This is a genomic window from Burkholderia lata, from assembly GCF_000012945.1.
GTDB lineage: Bacteria > Pseudomonadota > Gammaproteobacteria > Burkholderiales > Burkholderiaceae > Burkholderia > Burkholderia lata.
On sequence record NC_007511.1, the window covers coordinates 1,382,570 to 1,398,877 of the forward strand.

General features: G+C 67.4%; 16 protein-coding genes. 7 read left to right on the forward strand and 9 right to left on the reverse strand.

Features of this window, described 5'->3' with window-relative positions:
- Nucleotides 1–14: 14 nt before the first annotated feature.
- Nucleotides 15–1,046: a 2Fe-2S iron-sulfur cluster-binding protein gene (locus tag BCEP18194_RS28895; protein ID WP_011354828.1), complete on the reverse strand. Its 1,032-nt coding sequence runs from the start codon at nt 1,044–1,046 to the stop codon at nt 15–17.
- A 135-nt stretch (nt 1,047–1,181) separates the two neighbouring features.
- Here BCEP18194_RS28895 and BCEP18194_RS28900 point away from each other — a divergent pair, with 135 nt between their 5' ends.
- Nucleotides 1,182–2,189, forward strand: a complete 1,008-nt coding sequence (locus BCEP18194_RS28900) for an AraC family transcriptional regulator (RefSeq protein WP_011354829.1) — start codon at nt 1,182–1,184, stop codon at nt 2,187–2,189.
- Here the strand turns inward: BCEP18194_RS28900 and BCEP18194_RS42295 are convergent.
- Together BCEP18194_RS42295 and BCEP18194_RS28905 are read right to left on the reverse strand one after the other, a co-directional pair.
- Nucleotides 2,177–2,305: a hypothetical protein gene (locus BCEP18194_RS42295; protein ID WP_279626959.1), complete on the reverse strand. Its 129-nt coding sequence runs from the start codon at nt 2,303–2,305 to the stop codon at nt 2,177–2,179. The genes BCEP18194_RS28900 and BCEP18194_RS42295 overlap by 13 nt on opposite strands.
- A gap of 22 nt (nt 2,306–2,327) precedes the next feature.
- Nucleotides 2,328–2,954 carry a TetR/AcrR family transcriptional regulator gene (locus tag BCEP18194_RS28905; RefSeq protein ID WP_011354830.1) on the reverse strand — a complete coding sequence of 209 codons (627 nt, stop codon included), beginning with the start codon at nt 2,952–2,954 and terminating at the stop codon, nt 2,328–2,330.
- Between the two features lie 333 nt (nt 2,955–3,287).
- Here BCEP18194_RS28905 and BCEP18194_RS28910 point away from each other — a divergent pair, with 333 nt between their 5' ends.
- The gene (locus BCEP18194_RS28910; protein WP_244273101.1) at nt 3,288–3,623 is read left to right on the forward strand and encodes an H-NS family nucleoid-associated regulatory protein; all 336 of its coding nucleotides are present in this window, start codon (nt 3,288–3,290) and stop codon (nt 3,621–3,623) included.
- A 14-nt stretch (nt 3,624–3,637) separates the two neighbouring features.
- Here the strand turns inward: BCEP18194_RS28910 and BCEP18194_RS28915 are convergent, their stop codons facing one another.
- Nucleotides 3,638–4,300: a helix-turn-helix domain-containing protein gene (locus BCEP18194_RS28915; RefSeq protein ID WP_011354832.1), complete on the reverse strand. Its 663-nt coding sequence runs from the start codon at nt 4,298–4,300 to the stop codon at nt 3,638–3,640.
- A 323-nt stretch (nt 4,301–4,623) separates the two neighbouring features.
- Here BCEP18194_RS28915 and BCEP18194_RS28920 point away from each other — a divergent pair, with 323 nt between their 5' ends.
- Nucleotides 4,624–5,835: an alpha/beta hydrolase family protein gene (locus tag BCEP18194_RS28920; RefSeq protein ID WP_011354833.1), complete on the forward strand. Its 1,212-nt coding sequence runs from the start codon at nt 4,624–4,626 to the stop codon at nt 5,833–5,835.
- A gap of 82 nt (nt 5,836–5,917) precedes the next feature.
- Here BCEP18194_RS28920 and BCEP18194_RS28925 read toward each other — a convergent pair whose 3' ends face one another.
- Entirely contained in the window at nt 5,918–6,676 is a 759-nt protein-coding gene (locus BCEP18194_RS28925) for an SDR family oxidoreductase (protein WP_011354834.1), read from the reverse strand.
- A 133-nt stretch (nt 6,677–6,809) separates the two neighbouring features.
- Complete coding sequence (locus BCEP18194_RS28930; RefSeq protein WP_041493259.1) at nt 6,810–7,754, reverse strand: LysR family transcriptional regulator; 945 nt, start codon at nt 7,752–7,754, stop codon at nt 6,810–6,812.
- Between the two features lie 166 nt (nt 7,755–7,920).
- Here BCEP18194_RS28930 and BCEP18194_RS28935 point away from each other — a divergent pair, with 166 nt between their 5' ends.
- A complete protein-coding gene (locus tag BCEP18194_RS28935) occupies nt 7,921–9,135 on the forward strand; it encodes an FAD-dependent monooxygenase (RefSeq protein ID WP_011354836.1) in 1,215 nt (404 codons plus the stop codon).
- A gap of 144 nt (nt 9,136–9,279) precedes the next feature.
- Here BCEP18194_RS28935 and BCEP18194_RS28940 read toward each other — a convergent pair whose 3' ends face one another.
- Together BCEP18194_RS28940 and BCEP18194_RS28945 are read right to left on the reverse strand one after the other, a co-directional pair.
- The gene (locus tag BCEP18194_RS28940) at nt 9,280–10,215 is read right to left on the reverse strand and encodes an alpha/beta hydrolase (RefSeq protein ID WP_011354837.1); all 936 of its coding nucleotides are present in this window, start codon (nt 10,213–10,215) and stop codon (nt 9,280–9,282) included.
- A gap of 61 nt (nt 10,216–10,276) precedes the next feature.
- Nucleotides 10,277–11,374, reverse strand: coding sequence for an OpgC domain-containing protein (locus tag BCEP18194_RS28945; RefSeq protein ID WP_011354838.1), 1,098 nt, complete (start codon nt 11,372–11,374; stop codon nt 10,277–10,279).
- 382 nt (nt 11,375–11,756) lie between these two features.
- Between BCEP18194_RS28945 and BCEP18194_RS28950 the strand changes: the two genes are divergently transcribed.
- Nucleotides 11,757–12,911, forward strand: a complete 1,155-nt coding sequence (locus BCEP18194_RS28950; protein WP_011354839.1) for a porin — start codon at nt 11,757–11,759, stop codon at nt 12,909–12,911.
- Nucleotides 12,912–12,956: 45 nt separating this feature from the next.
- Here BCEP18194_RS28950 and BCEP18194_RS28955 read toward each other — a convergent pair whose 3' ends face one another.
- Nucleotides 12,957–13,868: a LysR family transcriptional regulator gene (locus tag BCEP18194_RS28955; protein WP_011354840.1), complete on the reverse strand. Its 912-nt coding sequence runs from the start codon at nt 13,866–13,868 to the stop codon at nt 12,957–12,959.
- Nucleotides 13,869–14,007: 139 nt separating this feature from the next.
- Between BCEP18194_RS28955 and BCEP18194_RS28960 the strand changes: the two genes are divergently transcribed.
- Both BCEP18194_RS28960 and BCEP18194_RS28965 read left to right on the forward strand, forming a co-directional pair.
- On the forward strand, nt 14,008–15,024 hold the full coding sequence (locus BCEP18194_RS28960) for an aldo/keto reductase (RefSeq protein ID WP_011354841.1): 1,017 nt from the start codon (nt 14,008–14,010) through the stop codon (nt 15,022–15,024).
- Nucleotides 15,025–15,513: 489 nt separating this feature from the next.
- The gene (locus BCEP18194_RS28965) at nt 15,514–16,254 is read left to right on the forward strand and encodes a sulfite exporter TauE/SafE family protein (protein ID WP_041493260.1); all 741 of its coding nucleotides are present in this window, start codon (nt 15,514–15,516) and stop codon (nt 16,252–16,254) included.
- Nucleotides 16,255–16,308: the final 54 nt, after the last annotated feature.

Genomic DNA, 16,308 nt, shown 5'->3' on the forward strand with positions numbered 1-16,308 from the left:
CCGATCCTGGAAAGTCAGGCGATTGCCTGCGTGTCGTGCTGCGTGGTGAAGCGGTCCGCGTGAATCCGCGAGCGGGAGAGGCCGCGCGCGACCAGGACGTCGGTCGCCGCGTCGATCATGCGGGGCGGCCCGCACAGGTACGCGTGCGTCTGCGCCGGCAGGTCGGCCGCGATGGCGTCGGTCACCATCCCGCGCGAGCCGCGCCACGATGAATCGGCCGGCTCGTCGGACAGGATCGGTTGAAAATCGAAGCGGCCCGGCCAGCGGGCGGCAAGGTCGTGAATCGTGTCGAGTGCATACAGGTCGTGCTGCGCGCGTGCGCCGAACAGCAGCGTGACCGCACGCGTCGTGCGTGCCGCGACGCCGTCTTCGAGCATCGCGAGAATCGGCGCGAGCCCGCTGCCGCCTGCGATCAGGATCAGCGGGGCGTCGGCAGGGCGCATCCAGAAGTCGCCGAGCGGGCCTTCGACGCTCACGGTCCGGCCGACGAGATCGTGCGCATGGACGTGGCCCGAGAACACGCCTCCGGGCACCTTGCGGACGAGGAAATTCACTTGCGCATTCGGCCGCACGCTGGTCGCGAACGAGTAATGCCGCGCCTCGCCGGGCAGCGACGCGATCGACAGCTGCGCGTACTGGCCGGCCTTGTACGGCAGCGATTCGTCGAGTTGGACGCGCAGCCGGACGATGTCGTGGGTCATCCGGTCCTGGCCGATCACGCGGCCGTCGATCTTCCGTCGCGCGGCCTGCCGGCTCGTGTCGACGGCGATCGTCACGTCCGACTGCGGGATGCTCTGGCACGCGAGGATGAAACCCTGGTCGAGATCGTCGTCGGACAGGATGTAGCCGGTCTGCGTCAGCTCCTTCACGCGCCCGTCGACGAGCTTGCACTTGCAGGTCGCGCAGCCACCGACACGGCAGCTGTGCGGGAAGTCGATGCCGTGGCGCAGCGCTGCCTGCAACAGCGTTTCCGCCGGCTCGACCGTGATGGCGCGATCGTTGATGACGGCCTTCACAGTCTTGGTTTTTGTCAGGAATCGGAACATGTTCTCCCCATGCGGCCATCGCGATTGATGTGGCTTCATCGTAGGGAGCCGGCCGGCGTTACGGGAGTGCGCGAATTGACATCGATGGCGCATTTATTGTCAATTGATGTCCGTCGCTCACCCGGGAAACCCGACATGTCCGAGACGGACTTTTTTCTTCAACCGCAGTACGCGATCCAGATCGCCGATCAACTGGTCCGCATGGGCGGGCGTCCGCCCGACTGGTTTGTGCAATTGCAGCATCCGGGGCCGAACGGCGAGCTGACGATCGGGGAATTTTCGTTCGACGCGTTCAAGCGGCTGGTCGGCGATGCGCTCGACGCAACCGGCGAGCCGGCATTCGGGCTGCTGGTCGGTGAACGCCTGCGCGTCGGCAGTCACGGGGTACTGGGCTACGCGGTGGCCAACAGCGTGACGGCGCGGCAGGCGCTGGAACTGATCGAGCGGTTCGTGCAGGTGCGCACGTCGCTCATTTCCGCGAAGCTCGAGATCGTGGGCGAACATGCGCGGCTCGCGTTCGTCGAACGTCATCCGCTGGGCGACATCCGGCAGCCGGTGATGGAAGCGATCGTGCTGACGATCAAGAATCTGCTCGACTACATCACGCGCGGCACGAGCCGTACATCGTATGTGGCGTTCCCGTTCGACGTGCCCGGCTATGCGGTGCTGGCGGGCGAACTGTTCGGTTGCGAGGTGCGTTACGGCGTCGACTGGGCGGGCATGGCGTTTCCGGTGGCGGAACTCGACCGGCCGCTCGGCACCAGCAACCCGCACGCGTTGACGGAGGCGGTGCGCATCTGCCAGGACGAACTCGCGAACCAGAACCGGCAGCAGGCTTTTTCATCCAGGATCCGCCGGCTGATGTTCGAGAAGGTCGGCGATTTCCCGACGCAGCGCACGACCGCGCAATTGCTGAACGTCACGCCGCGCACGATGCATCGGCGACTGGCCGACGAAGGCACGTCGTACCGCGAGATACTGGAAAGCGTGCGCCACAAGCTGGCGATCGAGAGCGTGAAGACGGGCAAGCTCAGCCTGCAGGAAATTGCGTTTCTGCTCGGCTACGACAGCCTCGGCAATTTCCGGCGCGCGTTCAGGCGCTGGGAGGGCATGTCGCCGTCGGAATATCGTCAGTCGATGTAGCGGCTGCTTTGGTGCGAAGGCCGGGGCGCCATGTCCTGCGCGATCTCCGCGACCTGCCGGCGCAGCCACCCGTACGCCGGGTCGTCGTGCGTGCGTTCGTGCCAGATCATCGTCAAGGCGACAGGGCCGAGTCGACGGTCAGCGCACCGGCGCGGCCGAGGCCAGCAGGCTGCGCAGGAACACCATGATCATGTGCCCGATCGGTACTTCGGACAGGATCGACTGCTGCAGCGACAGGCCCTGCGAGAGCCCCATGAACGAAATGGCCAGGACGGCCGGCGGTTCGGGCGGCACCTTCTTCAGCCGCGCGAAAATCTGTTCGATGCAATAGGCAAGGCCATCGCGGTGGGCATCCAGCAACGCCTGCGACGCGACGGCAAAAGCGGGGTTGCGCCGCCCCTGAAGCTTGAACTCGACGCCCAGCACCGACCACTCGGGCTCGGCATCGACGGTCCGCGACCAGGCCTCCAGCGCATTCAGAATGTCCTCCCCGGACGCGGACGAATCGCTCAGCACCCGGGCGATGTCGGCCACTTGCGTCTGTGAACGCTCCCGCATCAGTTCGACGAACAGCGCCTCCTTGCTCGCGAAGTTCGAATAGAACGCCCCCTGCGTATAGCCGGCTTCGGCCGCGATATCCCTGAGCGACGTGCCGCCGAACCCGCGGTCGACGAACAGCCGCTTCGCCGCGGCAAGCAAATGGGCGCGGGTCTGCAATTGGCTTTCTTCGCGGGTCAGCCGCGGGGGAAGGGGGGCCATGTTCATGGCAGGCAGGATATCAGTTGATATTTAAGATAGATACCATTACGATCCCATTTCAAATATCACTCGATATTTGAAATGCAGGGCGCGATTGTGTCGCCGAACGTTCGCAACGGGGATCCCCGGGCGGACGATCGGGTCGACGCGGGGGCGCGCACTGTGTGCCGGTGCGTGGCGGCGTGTCGTTGCCCTCGTGTCGCGTGCTTCGATGCGCCGACGCGAGCCGCTAGCCGATCCAGTGAATACCGTCGTCACCGGGCGTCGTGAAACAGTCAGTTAGTCATGCGAATCATGCCGGTTCGCATGCGGATGCGGATGCGGGGCAGGATGCAGAAGATGAGCGCGAGCAAGACCTATGCACAGCTCGTAGTCGAGCTGGCCGAACTGGACGAGGAAATCGAGCGCGCACGCGCGCGCGAACGCGTCGATGCGATCGCGGCGGTTCACTCGCTGATGGATACCTACGCGATCAAGCATCGCGACCTGGTCGGCCGCAACGGCAGCCGGGGTTCGTACATCGTGAAAGTGCTGCCGGCGCGCTATCGCGATCCGGCGAGCGGGAAGGAGTGGAGCGGGCGCGGCAATGCGCCGCTCTGGATCAGGGGCAAGGATCGTCGACAGTTCGTCGTCGTCAAGCCGCCGTCCGCCGGCAAGAAAACCCGGACGCGCTGACCGCGAGCGCCGGGCTACGGCGACAGCGGCTTCGCCGGTCCCTGGCCGGGCGGCGTGAGCACCACGAGCAGCGTCGCGCCTTCGGGCGACGGCGCCACGTACGCATGCGGCCGATGCGACGAGAAGAGTGCGCTCTCACCGGCGCGCAACCGCGTCGGCTCGCCGTGTTCGAAGTGCAGCTCGAGTTCGCCCGACAGCACGTAGCAGAACTCGTCGCCCTCGTGGCCGGCGAGCCCGCCGGCTTCGTCCACCGTGCGCGCGTCGACCTGCATGCGCAGCGTGATCATCCCGGCCGAACTGTCGCGATGCAGCAGCGCGTATTCGTACGGGATGTTCGCGATGCGTGTCGTGACGATGTCTTCCGCATGGCACACGCTCAGCGAGTTGCGATGGCGCGGCTGGTTGGTCAGCACGTCGCGCCAGTCGAAGCCCATGCCTTCGATGATCCGGTGCAGCACGCCGAAGGTCGGCGACATCTTGTTCGTCTCGATGCGCGAGAACGTCGCCGCGGGCACGCCCGTGAGCTGGCTGGCCTCGTTCAGCGTGAGGTCGCGCGACTGGCGCAGCGCGCGCAGCCGCTGTCCGATCTGGTCGGCAGGCACCTGAAGAGGCTCGCGGCGCCGCGGCTTGAGCGGCAGCGCCGAAAGAATCGACGTGACGCGGGTTTTCTTGCTCATGATCGTCCGCCGAGGAGAATGTTTTTACCGATACGTAATGAAAATATACCGCATCGGTGCGAAGCCGGGCGACGGATTGCATGACGCTTGTCGTCGACGGATATCGAGGCGTACACTTCCCGGGCGTCGACACGACGAAGGCGGGGCATCCACGGAGCCTCGTTTTTTTGGTCCTTGAATTTACGGATATGTAAATTCAGGGGCGACGCATCTCGTCCCGGCCGTCAGCACGCGGTGCCCCACAGACGAACGATGAGTGCAACGGATGCAGCGTGCTTCCACGGCCAGAAATTTACGTATCGGTAATTTCGGAGAGAATGACCATGAGTCTGCAAGACGATCGGATGAACGGCGCGTATCGCGCGGAAGGCTGGGTGCAATGGCCCGGCGAGCCGGAGTTGAGTTTCCAGTTCGCGCGCACGCTCGGCGGCGCGCAGGAAGGCGCGAGCCTGATCAGCGAGTGCTTTCGCGCGGCGTCGCGGATGACGCCCGGCGATACCGAGAGCTGGTACCGCGAATGGCAGGTGCTCGCGAAAGTCAGCGAGCAGCGTGCGCTCGACGCGCATGAGCGCGGCTTCCTGCGCACCGCGAGCAGCAACTGGCTGCGCGCGGCCAACTACTACCGGTCGTCCGAGTTCTATCTTGCGCATGACGACGCGCGCCGGTGCGACAGCTTCGACAGCGTCGAACGCTGCTCGCATCGTTATCTTGAAGGGTTGACGCCGGCCGGCGAGGTCGTGCGCATCCCGTACGAGGGCGGCGCGCACCTCGACGCGTATTTCATCCCGTGTGCGGGCGGCGACGTTCGGTCGCCGGCGGTGATCGCGTTCGGCGGGCTCGACGAGTACAAGGACGAGCTGCTCCACGAGATGCCCAAGCACGCGCTCACGCGCGGCATGTCGCTGCTGCTGGTCGACCTGCCGGGGCAGGGCGGGACGCTGCGCCGGCAGGGGATCGTCAACCGCCCGGATACCGAAGTGCCGGTCGGCGCGTGCGTCGACTACCTGCTCACGCGCGGCGACGTCGATCACGGCCGGATCGCGCTGTATGGCGCAAGCGTCGGCGGCGTCTACGCGGCGCGCGCGGCGTCGTTCGAAAAGCGCATCGTCGCGGTGGTCTCGGATTCGGTGATGTTCGACATGGCGTCGCTATTCGCGAGCTGGCTCGATACGCCGGAACGGCTCATCTGGCGCCACCTGAAATGGGTGTTCGGCTGCGCGACGCCGCAGGAAGTCGTCGACAAGGCGCGGGATTTCCGCCTCCAGGGCGTGATCGACCGGATTCCGGTGCCGTACCTGGTGCTGCAGGGCACGGAAGACTGGCTCGGGCTGAAGACGGCAACCGATACCTACGACTACGCGAAGGCGCATGGCGTCGACGCGACGCTCAGGCTGTTCGATCCGGACGAAACGGGCGCCGCGCACTGCCAGGTCGACAATCCGACGCTCGGTCAGGAATTCATCTGCGACTGGCTGGCGGCGCGGCTGGGCATCGACCAGCGCGCGGTGAGGCAGCGCAGGCCTGCATTGGCGTAAGTGGGTGCGGGCGCGCGCACCGATCTCCGGGAGACATCGTTCGCCGTCTTGGCGCAGGTGACGTCTCCCGTGCCGTGCGCGCTTATCCGCGACCGACGAACGGCATGGCCGTCGCCATGATCGTCATGTTCAGGATGTTCGTGTCCAGCGGCAGGTTCGCCATCTGGACGATCGCGTTCGCGACATGCGTGACGTCCATGCGCGCTTCGGGCGCGAGGCTGCCGTCGGCTTGCGGGACGCCTTGCGTCATCCGGTCCGTGAGCGACGTCGCTGCGTTGCCGATGTCGATCTGGCTGCACGCGATGTTGTACCGGCGGCCGTCGAGCGCCAGCGACTTGGTGATCCCGGTCACCGCATGCTTGGTGGCCGTGTACGCGATCGTATCGGGGCGCGGCGCGTGCGCCGAGATCGAGCCGTTGTTGATGATCCGGCCGCCTTGCGGCGTTTGCGCCTTCATCAGGCGCCATGCGGCTCGCGCACACAGGAAGACGCCGGTCAGGTTCGTCGCGACGACGCTGTTCCACACGTCGAAGTCGTATTCGTCGAGTGAAACCGGCGGCGCGTTGCGGCCGGCATTGTTGAACAGCACGTCGAGCCGGCCGAACTGCTGCGCGATCTGGGCGAACGCATGGTCGACCGATGCTTCGTCGGTGACGTCCGCAGGAAACACGTGCGCGTCGCCGCCGGCGGTGCGGATCGCGTCCTGCGTGTCGCGCAACGATTCCTCGGTGCGTCCGAGCAGTGCGACGGTGAATCCCGCCTGGGCGAGCGCGACGGCCGCCGCGCGACCGATGCCGGAGCCGGCGCCCGTGACGGCTGCGAATTTCTTCGAGACAGACATGGCTTGATTTCCTGCTGGTTGAAAGAGGGGCGAGGTGGCCGATGACCGCGATCATCGCCACATTCGGCAATGTAGTCGAAACGCGCGGCGCACATGGTCGAGCGACATCGTAAAGCCGGCACGATGGCCGCGGCTATTTTTTCCGGCCAGGGACGGCCTTCCGCGCCCGCGTGCCCGTCTCCGCAAACAGATCGACCACCACGTCGCGCAGCCACTTGTTCCCCTCGTCCTGGTTGACCCGCGTATGCCAGAGCATGTGAATCGGCGCGCCCGGCACCGTGACGGGCAACGCGCGCCAGCCCAGCGAGAACGGTGCGGCGAGCTGCTGCGCGAGATGCTCGGGCACCGTCGCGATCAGGTCGGTGCGCTGCAGGATGTAGCCGACGCTCATGAAATGCGGCACCGTGAGCCGCACCTGGCGTGCCACGCGGCGGCGCTTCAGCCATTCGTCCACCTGCCCGTGACCGGTGCCGGCCGACACCACGACCAGATGCTCGGCATCGCGCCACGCGTCGACCGTCAGCGGCGCGTCCTCGAGCGGATGCCCGCGCCGGAACAGGCACACATAGCGCTGATCGAACAGCCGGCGCTGATAGAAGCCGCCCTTGAGCTGCGGCAGCAGGCCGATCGCGAGATCGACGCGGCCGTCGGCCATTTCGTCGCTGAGGTTGACGCTCGTGTCGCGCACGGTATTGAGTGCGATGCCCGGCGCCGCTTGCGACAGGTGCTCGAGCAGCGCGGGCAGGAACACGACTTCGCCGATATCGGTCATGCCGATCGTCAGCGTGCGCGTGGCACGCAGCGGATCGAAGCCGGTCTCGGGGTTGAGCGCGGCGTGCAATGTCGCGAGCGCGTGCGACACGGGTTCCGCGAGGCGCAGCGCGAACGGCGTCGGCACCACGCCACCCGGCCCGCGCACGAACAGCGGATCGCCGAGCCGGCGGCGCAGCTTTGCGAGCGCATTGCTCACGCCCGGCTGGCTCATGTTCATCTGCTCGGCGACGCTCGACACGCGCCGTTCCTGCATCAGCCGCTGGAAAAGCAGCAGCAGGTTGAGGTCGATATCGCTCAGTTCCATGGGGGTGGCCTCGCCGGGTTCATTGCATCCAGTGATGAAGCAGATTCCCGTCATTTTATTGCGGGATGAAAGTCCGCTCCCGAGAATACCGATACGGCCCATGCAATCGACATGACCGCTGCGCATGCCGCAGACCCCACATCGGAATATCGGAGACACCTTCATCATGCAGACGAACCTGAAGATTGCGATCGTCGGCGCCGGAATCGGCGGCCTGACGCTCGCGCTCGCGTTGCGCGAGCACGGCATCGACGCGCAGCTCTACGAACAGACGGAGGTGTTGCGTGAAGTCGGCGCGGCCGTCGCGCTGTCGGCCAATGCGACGCGCTTCTACGAGCGCATGGGATTGCGGGCGGCCTTCGATGCGGTGTGCGCGGATATCCCCGGGCTCGTCTATCGCGACGGCCGCAGCGGCGCGGTGATCGGCCATCATCGCGGCGATCCCGACTATCGCCGGCAATTCGGCGGCGCGTACTGGGGCGTGCATCGCGCGGATCTGCAGGCCTTGCTGTCGAAGGCGGTCGGCCTTGACTCCATCCATCTCGGCCATCGGCTGACCGATCTCGCGCAGCATCCCGATCGCGTCACGCTGTCGTTCGACAACGGTGTGCGCGTCGATGCCGATCTCGTGATCGGCGCGGACGGCGCGCGCTCGATCACGCGGCGCTGGATGCTCGGCTACGACGACGTGCTGTATTCGGGGTGTTCAGGGTTTCGCGGCGTGGTGCCGGCCGCACGGCTGAGCCTGTTGCCCGATCCCGAAACGCTGCAGTACTGGATCGGGCCGCACGGGCACCTGCTGCACTATCCGATCGGCGACAACGGCGACCAGAATTTCCTGCTGGTCGAGCGTCATCCGTCACCGTGGCCGTCGCGCGACTGGGTGATGCCGTCGGAAGAAGGCGAGCAACTGCGCGTGTTCAGGGACTGGCATCCGGCGGTGGTGCAGATGATCACCGCCGTGCCGATCAGCCAGCGCTGGGGGTTGTTCCACCGGCCGCCGCTCGGCCGCTGGAGCCGCGGGCGCGTGACGCTGATCGGCGACGCCGCGCATGCGCTGGTGCCGCACCACGGGCAGGGTGCGAACCAGTCGATCGAGGATGCGGTGGTGCTGGCTGCGCAGCTGACGCAGGCCGGGCCGGGCAACTGGCGCGAGGCGCAGGAAGCGTATGAGCGACTGCGTCGCGGCCGTACGCGCAAGGTGCAGTACGCGTCGATCTCCGTGGCCGACGTGCTGCACCTGCCCGACGGGCCGGCCGCGCAGGCGCGCAATGCGCGTCTGGCCGAGCGCGACAGCGTGCTGCATCACCTGGACTGGATTCACGATTTCGACGCGCTGGCCGGGGAGCCGAGCGAGCGGCAGGGCGGCACGTGGCTTTGAGCCCGCCGTCTCGAGCTCGCCATCCCGGCGCGGCAGGCGTGCCGGGATGGCGGGCGCAGGGCACGAGACTGATCGAGAGATGACGGCTCGCCGGTCACCGGCCAGCCTGACAAACAAAACGGGCGGGGCCGTGCCAGCCCGCCGTCACTTCACGCATTCGAGCGCGTACTTCAACCCCTGCCCGAGCAGCCCGCGCCATACGTCCCACGTATGCCCGCCGTCGACGATGCGCAGCTCGGCCGGGTTCTGCGCGCGGCGCAGGTGCGTGTACAGCACGCTCGATTCGGCCTGGATGGTCAGGTCGTCGTCGCCGGCCGCGATGAACATCGGGATTCGCCAACTGCGCGCGAAATAGCCGCGCATCAGCGCCGGGTAGTTGAGCTCGTGCCACACGCGCGGATCGAACTGCCGGTCGCCGAACACGCCGACGTAGCGCGCGGCGGAATTGAGCGGCGGCTCGTTCGCGTAGATCGCGGGGCTCAGCAGCATCGCGCCGCAGAACAGCCCGGGTTCGAGCAGCGAGAAGCGCAGCGCGCCGAAGCCGCCCATCGACACGCCGCCGATCGCACGGCCCGCGCGCTGGTTCGACACCGCGAAGTGCGCTTCGACTTCGGGCAGCAGGTCGTTGAGGAACGCGCTCTGCATCTTCTCCTTGCGGTCGACGTACCAGTCGGTGCCACCCTGCGGCATCACGATCACGACCGGCGGAATCTCGTGGCGCTCGATCAGCGTATCGGCAGTGGCCTGCAGCCGGCCCTGCGTGACCCAGTCGTTCGCGTTGCCGGCGTTGCCGTGCAGCAGGTACATCACCGGGTAGCGCGCGCCTTCCGGGTTGTAGCCGGGCGGCAGGTACACCGTGTACGACCAGTCGCGCTTCAGCGATGCCGACCGGAACGTGCGCAGCACGACGCTGCTGCCCGGGTTGAGCGCGGGCTCCTGCGCGGCCGACGGCGTCGTCGCGGTCTGGACGGCGGGCGGCGGCGGCGCGGGCGGTGCCGCCGGTGCGGGCGGCGTGGCGCGGGCCGTGGCGATGGAGCCGGCGATCAGGGCGAGGGCGAACGGAAGGGCGAGTCGGCGCATGTCGAATCGTTTCAGGAGGAGCGCCGGCTATCGTAGCAGCGGCGCATGACGGCGCGGCGCGTCATCGCCGCGAACGGAACGTCAGCCGCGCGACGAGCGGCCCGTAGAGTTTGGCGACGAGATACAGCAGGCCCATCGCGACGACGTCGGCGGTCAGGCCGAGCTTCACGTCGAGATAGCCTTCGGTCGCCTGGTAGAGCACCGAATCGACCGCGAGCGAGATGGCGGTACCCGCGACGAAGCACAGCAGCCCCTGCCGGCCGATCGTGCCGATCCACGGCATCGCGTGCGCAACCTTCTTCATCCAGCCGAGGTGGACGAGCTTGGCCGCGAGCCACGCGATCGCGAGGAAGTTCGCGAGCCGCAGCGCGCCGAGGTTCTGCTTGATCGACGGATCGGTCGGGAACGGCTCGATGCGCAGCCGGTAGTACGCGCCGGCCGCGACGATCGCGAGCGCCGCGGCCGTCAGCAGCCAGCCCTGCGGCTTCGGCGCGAGCGTCTGGTAGACGGGCTGGCAGCGCGCGATCACGCCGAGCACGAACAGGAACTGCCAAGCGAACGGATTGAAGTCCCAAGGCGCGCCTTCGACGGTCGGCAAAAAGCGCGCGACGTGCGGCGCCGCGAACCACAGCGACCCGCTGAACGCGAGCAGCAGCCACGGCTGCGTGCGTGCGAGCGGCAGCGTGAGCGGGACGAGCAGCGCGAAGAACGCGTACATCGGCAGCACCGACGCGAGGTACGGCTGGCGGCGGAACAGCAGGATGTCGCGCAGCGCGGCGAGCGGCTTGTGGAGCAGGCCGTCGAGATCGTTGGTCGGCATGTTCGGGCCGTCGATCGCGAACGCGTTCAGCGCGGCCGTGATCAGCAGCATCAGGCCGGCCGTCACGAGGAACGCGCGGTAGATCTCGAACGCGCGCCGGATGAAGCGCTGGCGCGCCGCGGCCTCGTCGTGCCGCTCGGCGAGCGAGTTGTACGCGATGGCGGTGGCGAAGCCGCCGAGGAACACGAAGACCTCGGCCGCGTCGCACAGCGCGTACGCGTGCAGCGTCACGCGCGACAGGATGCTGCCGCCGATGTGGTCGACGACGATGACGAGCAGCACGAGGCCGCGGAAGAAATCGAGCTCGGCGTAGCGGCCGGCCCGGGCCGGTGCGGTCATCGGACCGCCTCCCGGCGCGGGTGGCGGGCGCGGCCGGCATGCGCCGCGCATGAATCGGGGTGAAGCATGACTTCGTGAAGAAATGACGAACGGATGCGCATTGTGCCACCGATGTGGCGCACACCGGGTTTACGCGGATGGTCGTCCGTCCTGCCGCTGCCGATAAGCCGGGTCAGGCAGTCTGCGCAACGAGGCAGTTGGACGAGCGCAACGGTTTGCGCAGGGTTCACTTACCCCGATGGACGGACGGTTTGCGACGTGACACCATTTTGACCTCACGCGGCCGCACACCGCGTCGTCCGCCCTGCGGGCCACACATACAACAGACCAAACATTCGCCGGGCGCTCGACCATGCCCGGCCCCCGGCTCCGGAGATCCGTCATGAAGAAGCACGTCATTTTTACCGCCGCGCTGGCCGCTTTCGCCGCGCCGGTCTTCGCCCAGAACAGCGTGACGCTGTACGGTGTGATCGACGAAGGCTTCAATTACACGAACAACGTGAACGTCAACGGGGTCGGAAAATCGAATTACCAGCTCGCGAGCGGCTATGCGCAGGGCAGCCGCTGGGGCCTGAAGGGCAGCGAGGATCTCGGCGGCGGGCTGAAGGCGATCTTCACGCTGGAAAACGGTTTTGACGTGAACAACGGCCGGCTCGGCCAGGGCGGCCGCATGTTCGGCCGCCAGGCGTTCGTCGGGCTGAGCGCGCCGCGCTTCGGCACGCTGACCTTCGGCCGTCAATACGACTCGGTCGTCGACTATCTCGCGCCGCTCACCGCCAACGGCAACTGGGGCGGCACGCTGTTCTCGCACCCGTTCGACAACGACAACACGGACAACTCGTTCCGCGTCAACAACACGGTCAAGTATGCGAGCGCCGACTGGAACGGCCTGACGTTCGGCGGCACGTACAGCTTCAGCAACAGCACCGGCTTCTCGAACAACCGTCAGTACAGCCTCGGCGCGCAGTACTCGCTGGCCGGGCTGCAGGTTGCGGCTGCGTACCTGCAGGCGAACAACCCGGGTGTCGGCAGCGCGGGCGCGATCTCGGCGGATGACGCGAACTTCGTCGCCGACCGCCTGCGGATCTTCGGCGGCGGCATCAACTACACGTTCGGCCCGGCCACGGTCGGCTTCGTCTACACGAAGACGGACGTGAAGAACCCGGTGTCGACCGTTTACCTGCCGGCTTCGACGTTCGCCGGCCTCGGGCTGACCGCGACGAAGTTCCAGAACTTCGAAATCAACGGCAAGTACCAGCTCACGCCCGATTTCTATCTCGGCGCGCAGTACGTGTACACGGACGGCAAATACGATGCCGCGGCCGGCTCGTTCAAGCCGAAATACCACACGGTTGGCCTGATGGCCGACTACAGCCTGTCGAAGCGCACCGACGTGTACCTGCAGGGCGCATGGCAGAAGGTGGCAGGCGACAAGACCGGCACGGCGGCCGACGGCGGCTACGTGGTCGGCACGGACGGCCCGTCGGCGTCGTCGAACCAGTTCGCGGTGCGTGCCGCGATTCGCCACAAGTTCTAAGGTGCTGAGCGGGCGGTGCCGGGGCGAGTGCGCCGGCGCCTGCCGTCAATCCGCGCGGGGCGTGGCGCCGAGCGTTTCCGCGAGCCAGTCGACGAAGATCCGCACGCGCGGCGCGAGATGCCGGCCGGTCGGAAACACCACCGACACGGGCAGCGGCTCGGCATTCCACTCCGGCAGCACCTCGACCAGCGAGCCGTCGGCGAGCAGCGGCCCGAGCCCTTCGCGCGGTGCCTGGATCAGCCCGAGGCCCGCAAGACAGCACGCGAGATACGCCTGCGAGCTGTTGACCGACACGACGCTGCGCATCTTGACCGCGTGCAGCTGGCCCGAATCCATATCCGCATATTCCCAGTCCAGCTCGCGGCCCGTGCGGCTCGAGAAATAGCCGACCGCGACGTGGTCCGGCAGCTCGTCCGGCGAGCGGGGCGTGCCGTGCCGTTCGAGATACGCGGGCGCCGCGCAGTTGATCTGCGCCAGTTCGCCGATGCGCCGCGCGACCAGCGACGTATCGGACATCGCGCCGACCCGCACCGCGCAGTCGATGCCGTCGGCGACGAGGTCGACGAAGCGGTCGGTCGTGCCGATCACGACGCGCAGGTCGGGGTAGCGCGCGTGGAAACCCGGTAGCGCCGGAATCACCTGGTTCAGCGCGAAGCGCTCGGGCAGGTCGACGCGGATCGCGCCGCGCGGCGTCGTGCCGGCGTCCTCGAACAGCGTTTCCGCATCGTCCAGATCGGCCAGCAACCGCATGCACCGCTCGTAATAGGTCGCGCCTTCGGCCGTCAGCGCGACGCGCCGCGTCGTGCGCTGCAGCAGGCGGACCTTCAGGTGCTTTTCCAGATACTGGACGGCGTTGCTGACCGTCGGGCGCGGCAGTTGCAGTTGCTCGGCCGCTTTCGTGAAGCTGCCGAGATGGGCGACGCGCGCGAAGATGCGCATTGCTTGCAGATGATCCATGCGGGGCGGGTGCGTGGGTGGGGGGAGCAGGCTCCATTGTTAATCAGCGTCGAATGGTTTGGTTGAGTGTTTCGCGTTTATCGCGTGTCGCGATGCGTCCAGAATCCGGCCTGTTCATTCATCACTCAAGGAAACGGACATGGAAACGCGTGAACTGGGCCGGACGGGCCCGCGGGTGTCGGCCATCGCGCTCGGCTGCATGGGGATGTCGGACTTCTACGGGCCGGCCGACCGCGACGAAAGCATCGCGACGCTGCACACGGCACTCGACCACGGCATCACGATGCTCGACACCGGCGATTTCTACGGGATGGGCGACAACGAGATGCTGATCCGCGATGCGCTGCGCGGCCGGGCGCGCGACCAGGTGCTGATCAGCGTGAAATTCGGTGCGCTGCGCGATCCGTCCGGCGGGTTTGCCGGCTACGACGCGCGGCCGGTGGCGATCCGCAACTTCGTCGCGTACTCGCTGAAACGGCTCGGCACCGACTACATCGACATCTACCGGCCGGCGCGCGTCGATCCGGCGGTGCCGATCGAGGAGACGATCGGTGCGATCGCCGATCTCGTGAAGGCCGGGTACGTACGCCACATCGGCCTGTCGGAGGCCGGCGTCGACACGATCCGCCGCGCGGCGGCCGTCGCGCCGATTTCCGACCTGCAGATCGAATATTCGCTGCTGTCGCGCGGCATCGAGGCCGGGATCCTGCCTGCGTGCCGCGAACTCGGGATTGGCGTGACGGCCTACGGCGTGCTGTCGCGCGGGCTGCTGGGCGGACGCTGGAGCGCGGCGCGGGAAGGTGAGCGCGATTTTCGCGGGGCGAGCCCGCGTTTCCAGGGCGAGAACCTCGCGCACAACCTCGCGCTCGTCGACGCGCTGCGTGCCATCGCCGACGAGAAGGGCAGCAATCCGGCGCAGGTCGCGATCGCGTGGGCGTTGTCGCGCGGCGGCGATATCGTGCCGCTGATCGGCGCGCGCAAGCGCACGCAGCTTCAGGACGCGCTGCAAGCGGCGGAGATGCAACTAACGGTCAATGACATCGCTCGCATCGAAGCGGCGGTTCCCGCCGGGGCGGCTGCCGGTGAGCGTTATCCGGCCGCACAGATGGCGCACCTCGATAGCGAGCAGGGACAGGGGGTATCTCACGGGGACTGATCGGGTTGGATCGGTTTTTGTGTCGGAGCAGGCCCTGTATTCGGCTCGAATCCGGGGCCCGGGGCGGGGTTCGGTAACCCGGATGGCAGTGCGTGGCCGGCGCCGCCCGGGTTGACACCGGCGGCGCGTGTTTCGCCGGCTCAGACGCGACGGCACATCGGCACATTGGCACACCCGGCGCATCGGCACATCGGCACATTGGCACATTGGCACACCCGGCACACCCGGCACACCCGGCACACCGGGCACACCGGGCACACCGGGCACACCGGGCACACCGGGCACACCGGGCACACCGGGCACACCGGGCACACCGGGCACACCGGGCACACCGGGCACACCGGGCACACCGGGCACACCGACACCCCGACACAATCACGCCGCCGCCCCGTCCGGCAAGCCCTAGCCAGCCTCAGGCAAAGCCAGATGGCGGGCGGCGCGATCGAGGTTCACCATCGGCGCCGTACTCAACCGGACGGAACGCCTTTCATGCACATTCATACGCTGACGATCATCGCGGTGGTTTTCCTGCTGGCCGGCACGGTCAAGGGGATGATCGGGCTCGGGCTGCCGACGATCGCGATGGGGCTGCTGACGCTCGCGATGCCGCCGTCGGCCGCCGCGAGCCTGCTGCTCGTGCCGTCGTTCATCACCAACGTGTGGCAGTTGTGGCTCGGTCCGTCGTTCGGGCCGTTGCTGCGCCGGCTGTGGCCGCTGCTCGCCGGCCTGACGATCGGCACGCTGACGGGCGGGCTGCCCGCGCTCGCGGCCGGCAGCACCTGGACGCATGCGGCGCTCGGCGTGGTGCTGATCCTCTACGGGCTGTGGGGGCTGGCCGCCGCACGTCTGCCCGCACCGGGTCGCCATGAAAAATGGCTGTCGGCCGTGGTCGGCTACCTGACGGGTGTCGTGACGGCCGCGACCGGCGTGTTCGTCGTGCCGGCCGTCCCGTACCTGCAGGCGCTGCGGCTGTCGAAGGATGACCTGATCCAGGCGCTCGGGCTGTCGTTCACCGCATCGACGATCGTGCTCGGCCTGCAGTTGCGCGTGACGGGCGCGCTGGAGACGGTCGATCTCGGCGTGTCGGCGCTCGCGCTCGTGCCGGCGCTGGCAGGCATGGCCGGCGGCCAATATGCGCGGCGCGTGATGAGCGAGAAGGCCTTCAAGCGCTGCTTCTTCGTCGGGCTGATCGCGCTCGGCGCGTATATGGCGGTTTCGGGTTGGCTGTAAGCGGGCCTCGCCGACGAGTTCGATGCCCGCTGTCCGTGATGCTCCCGACGCCGG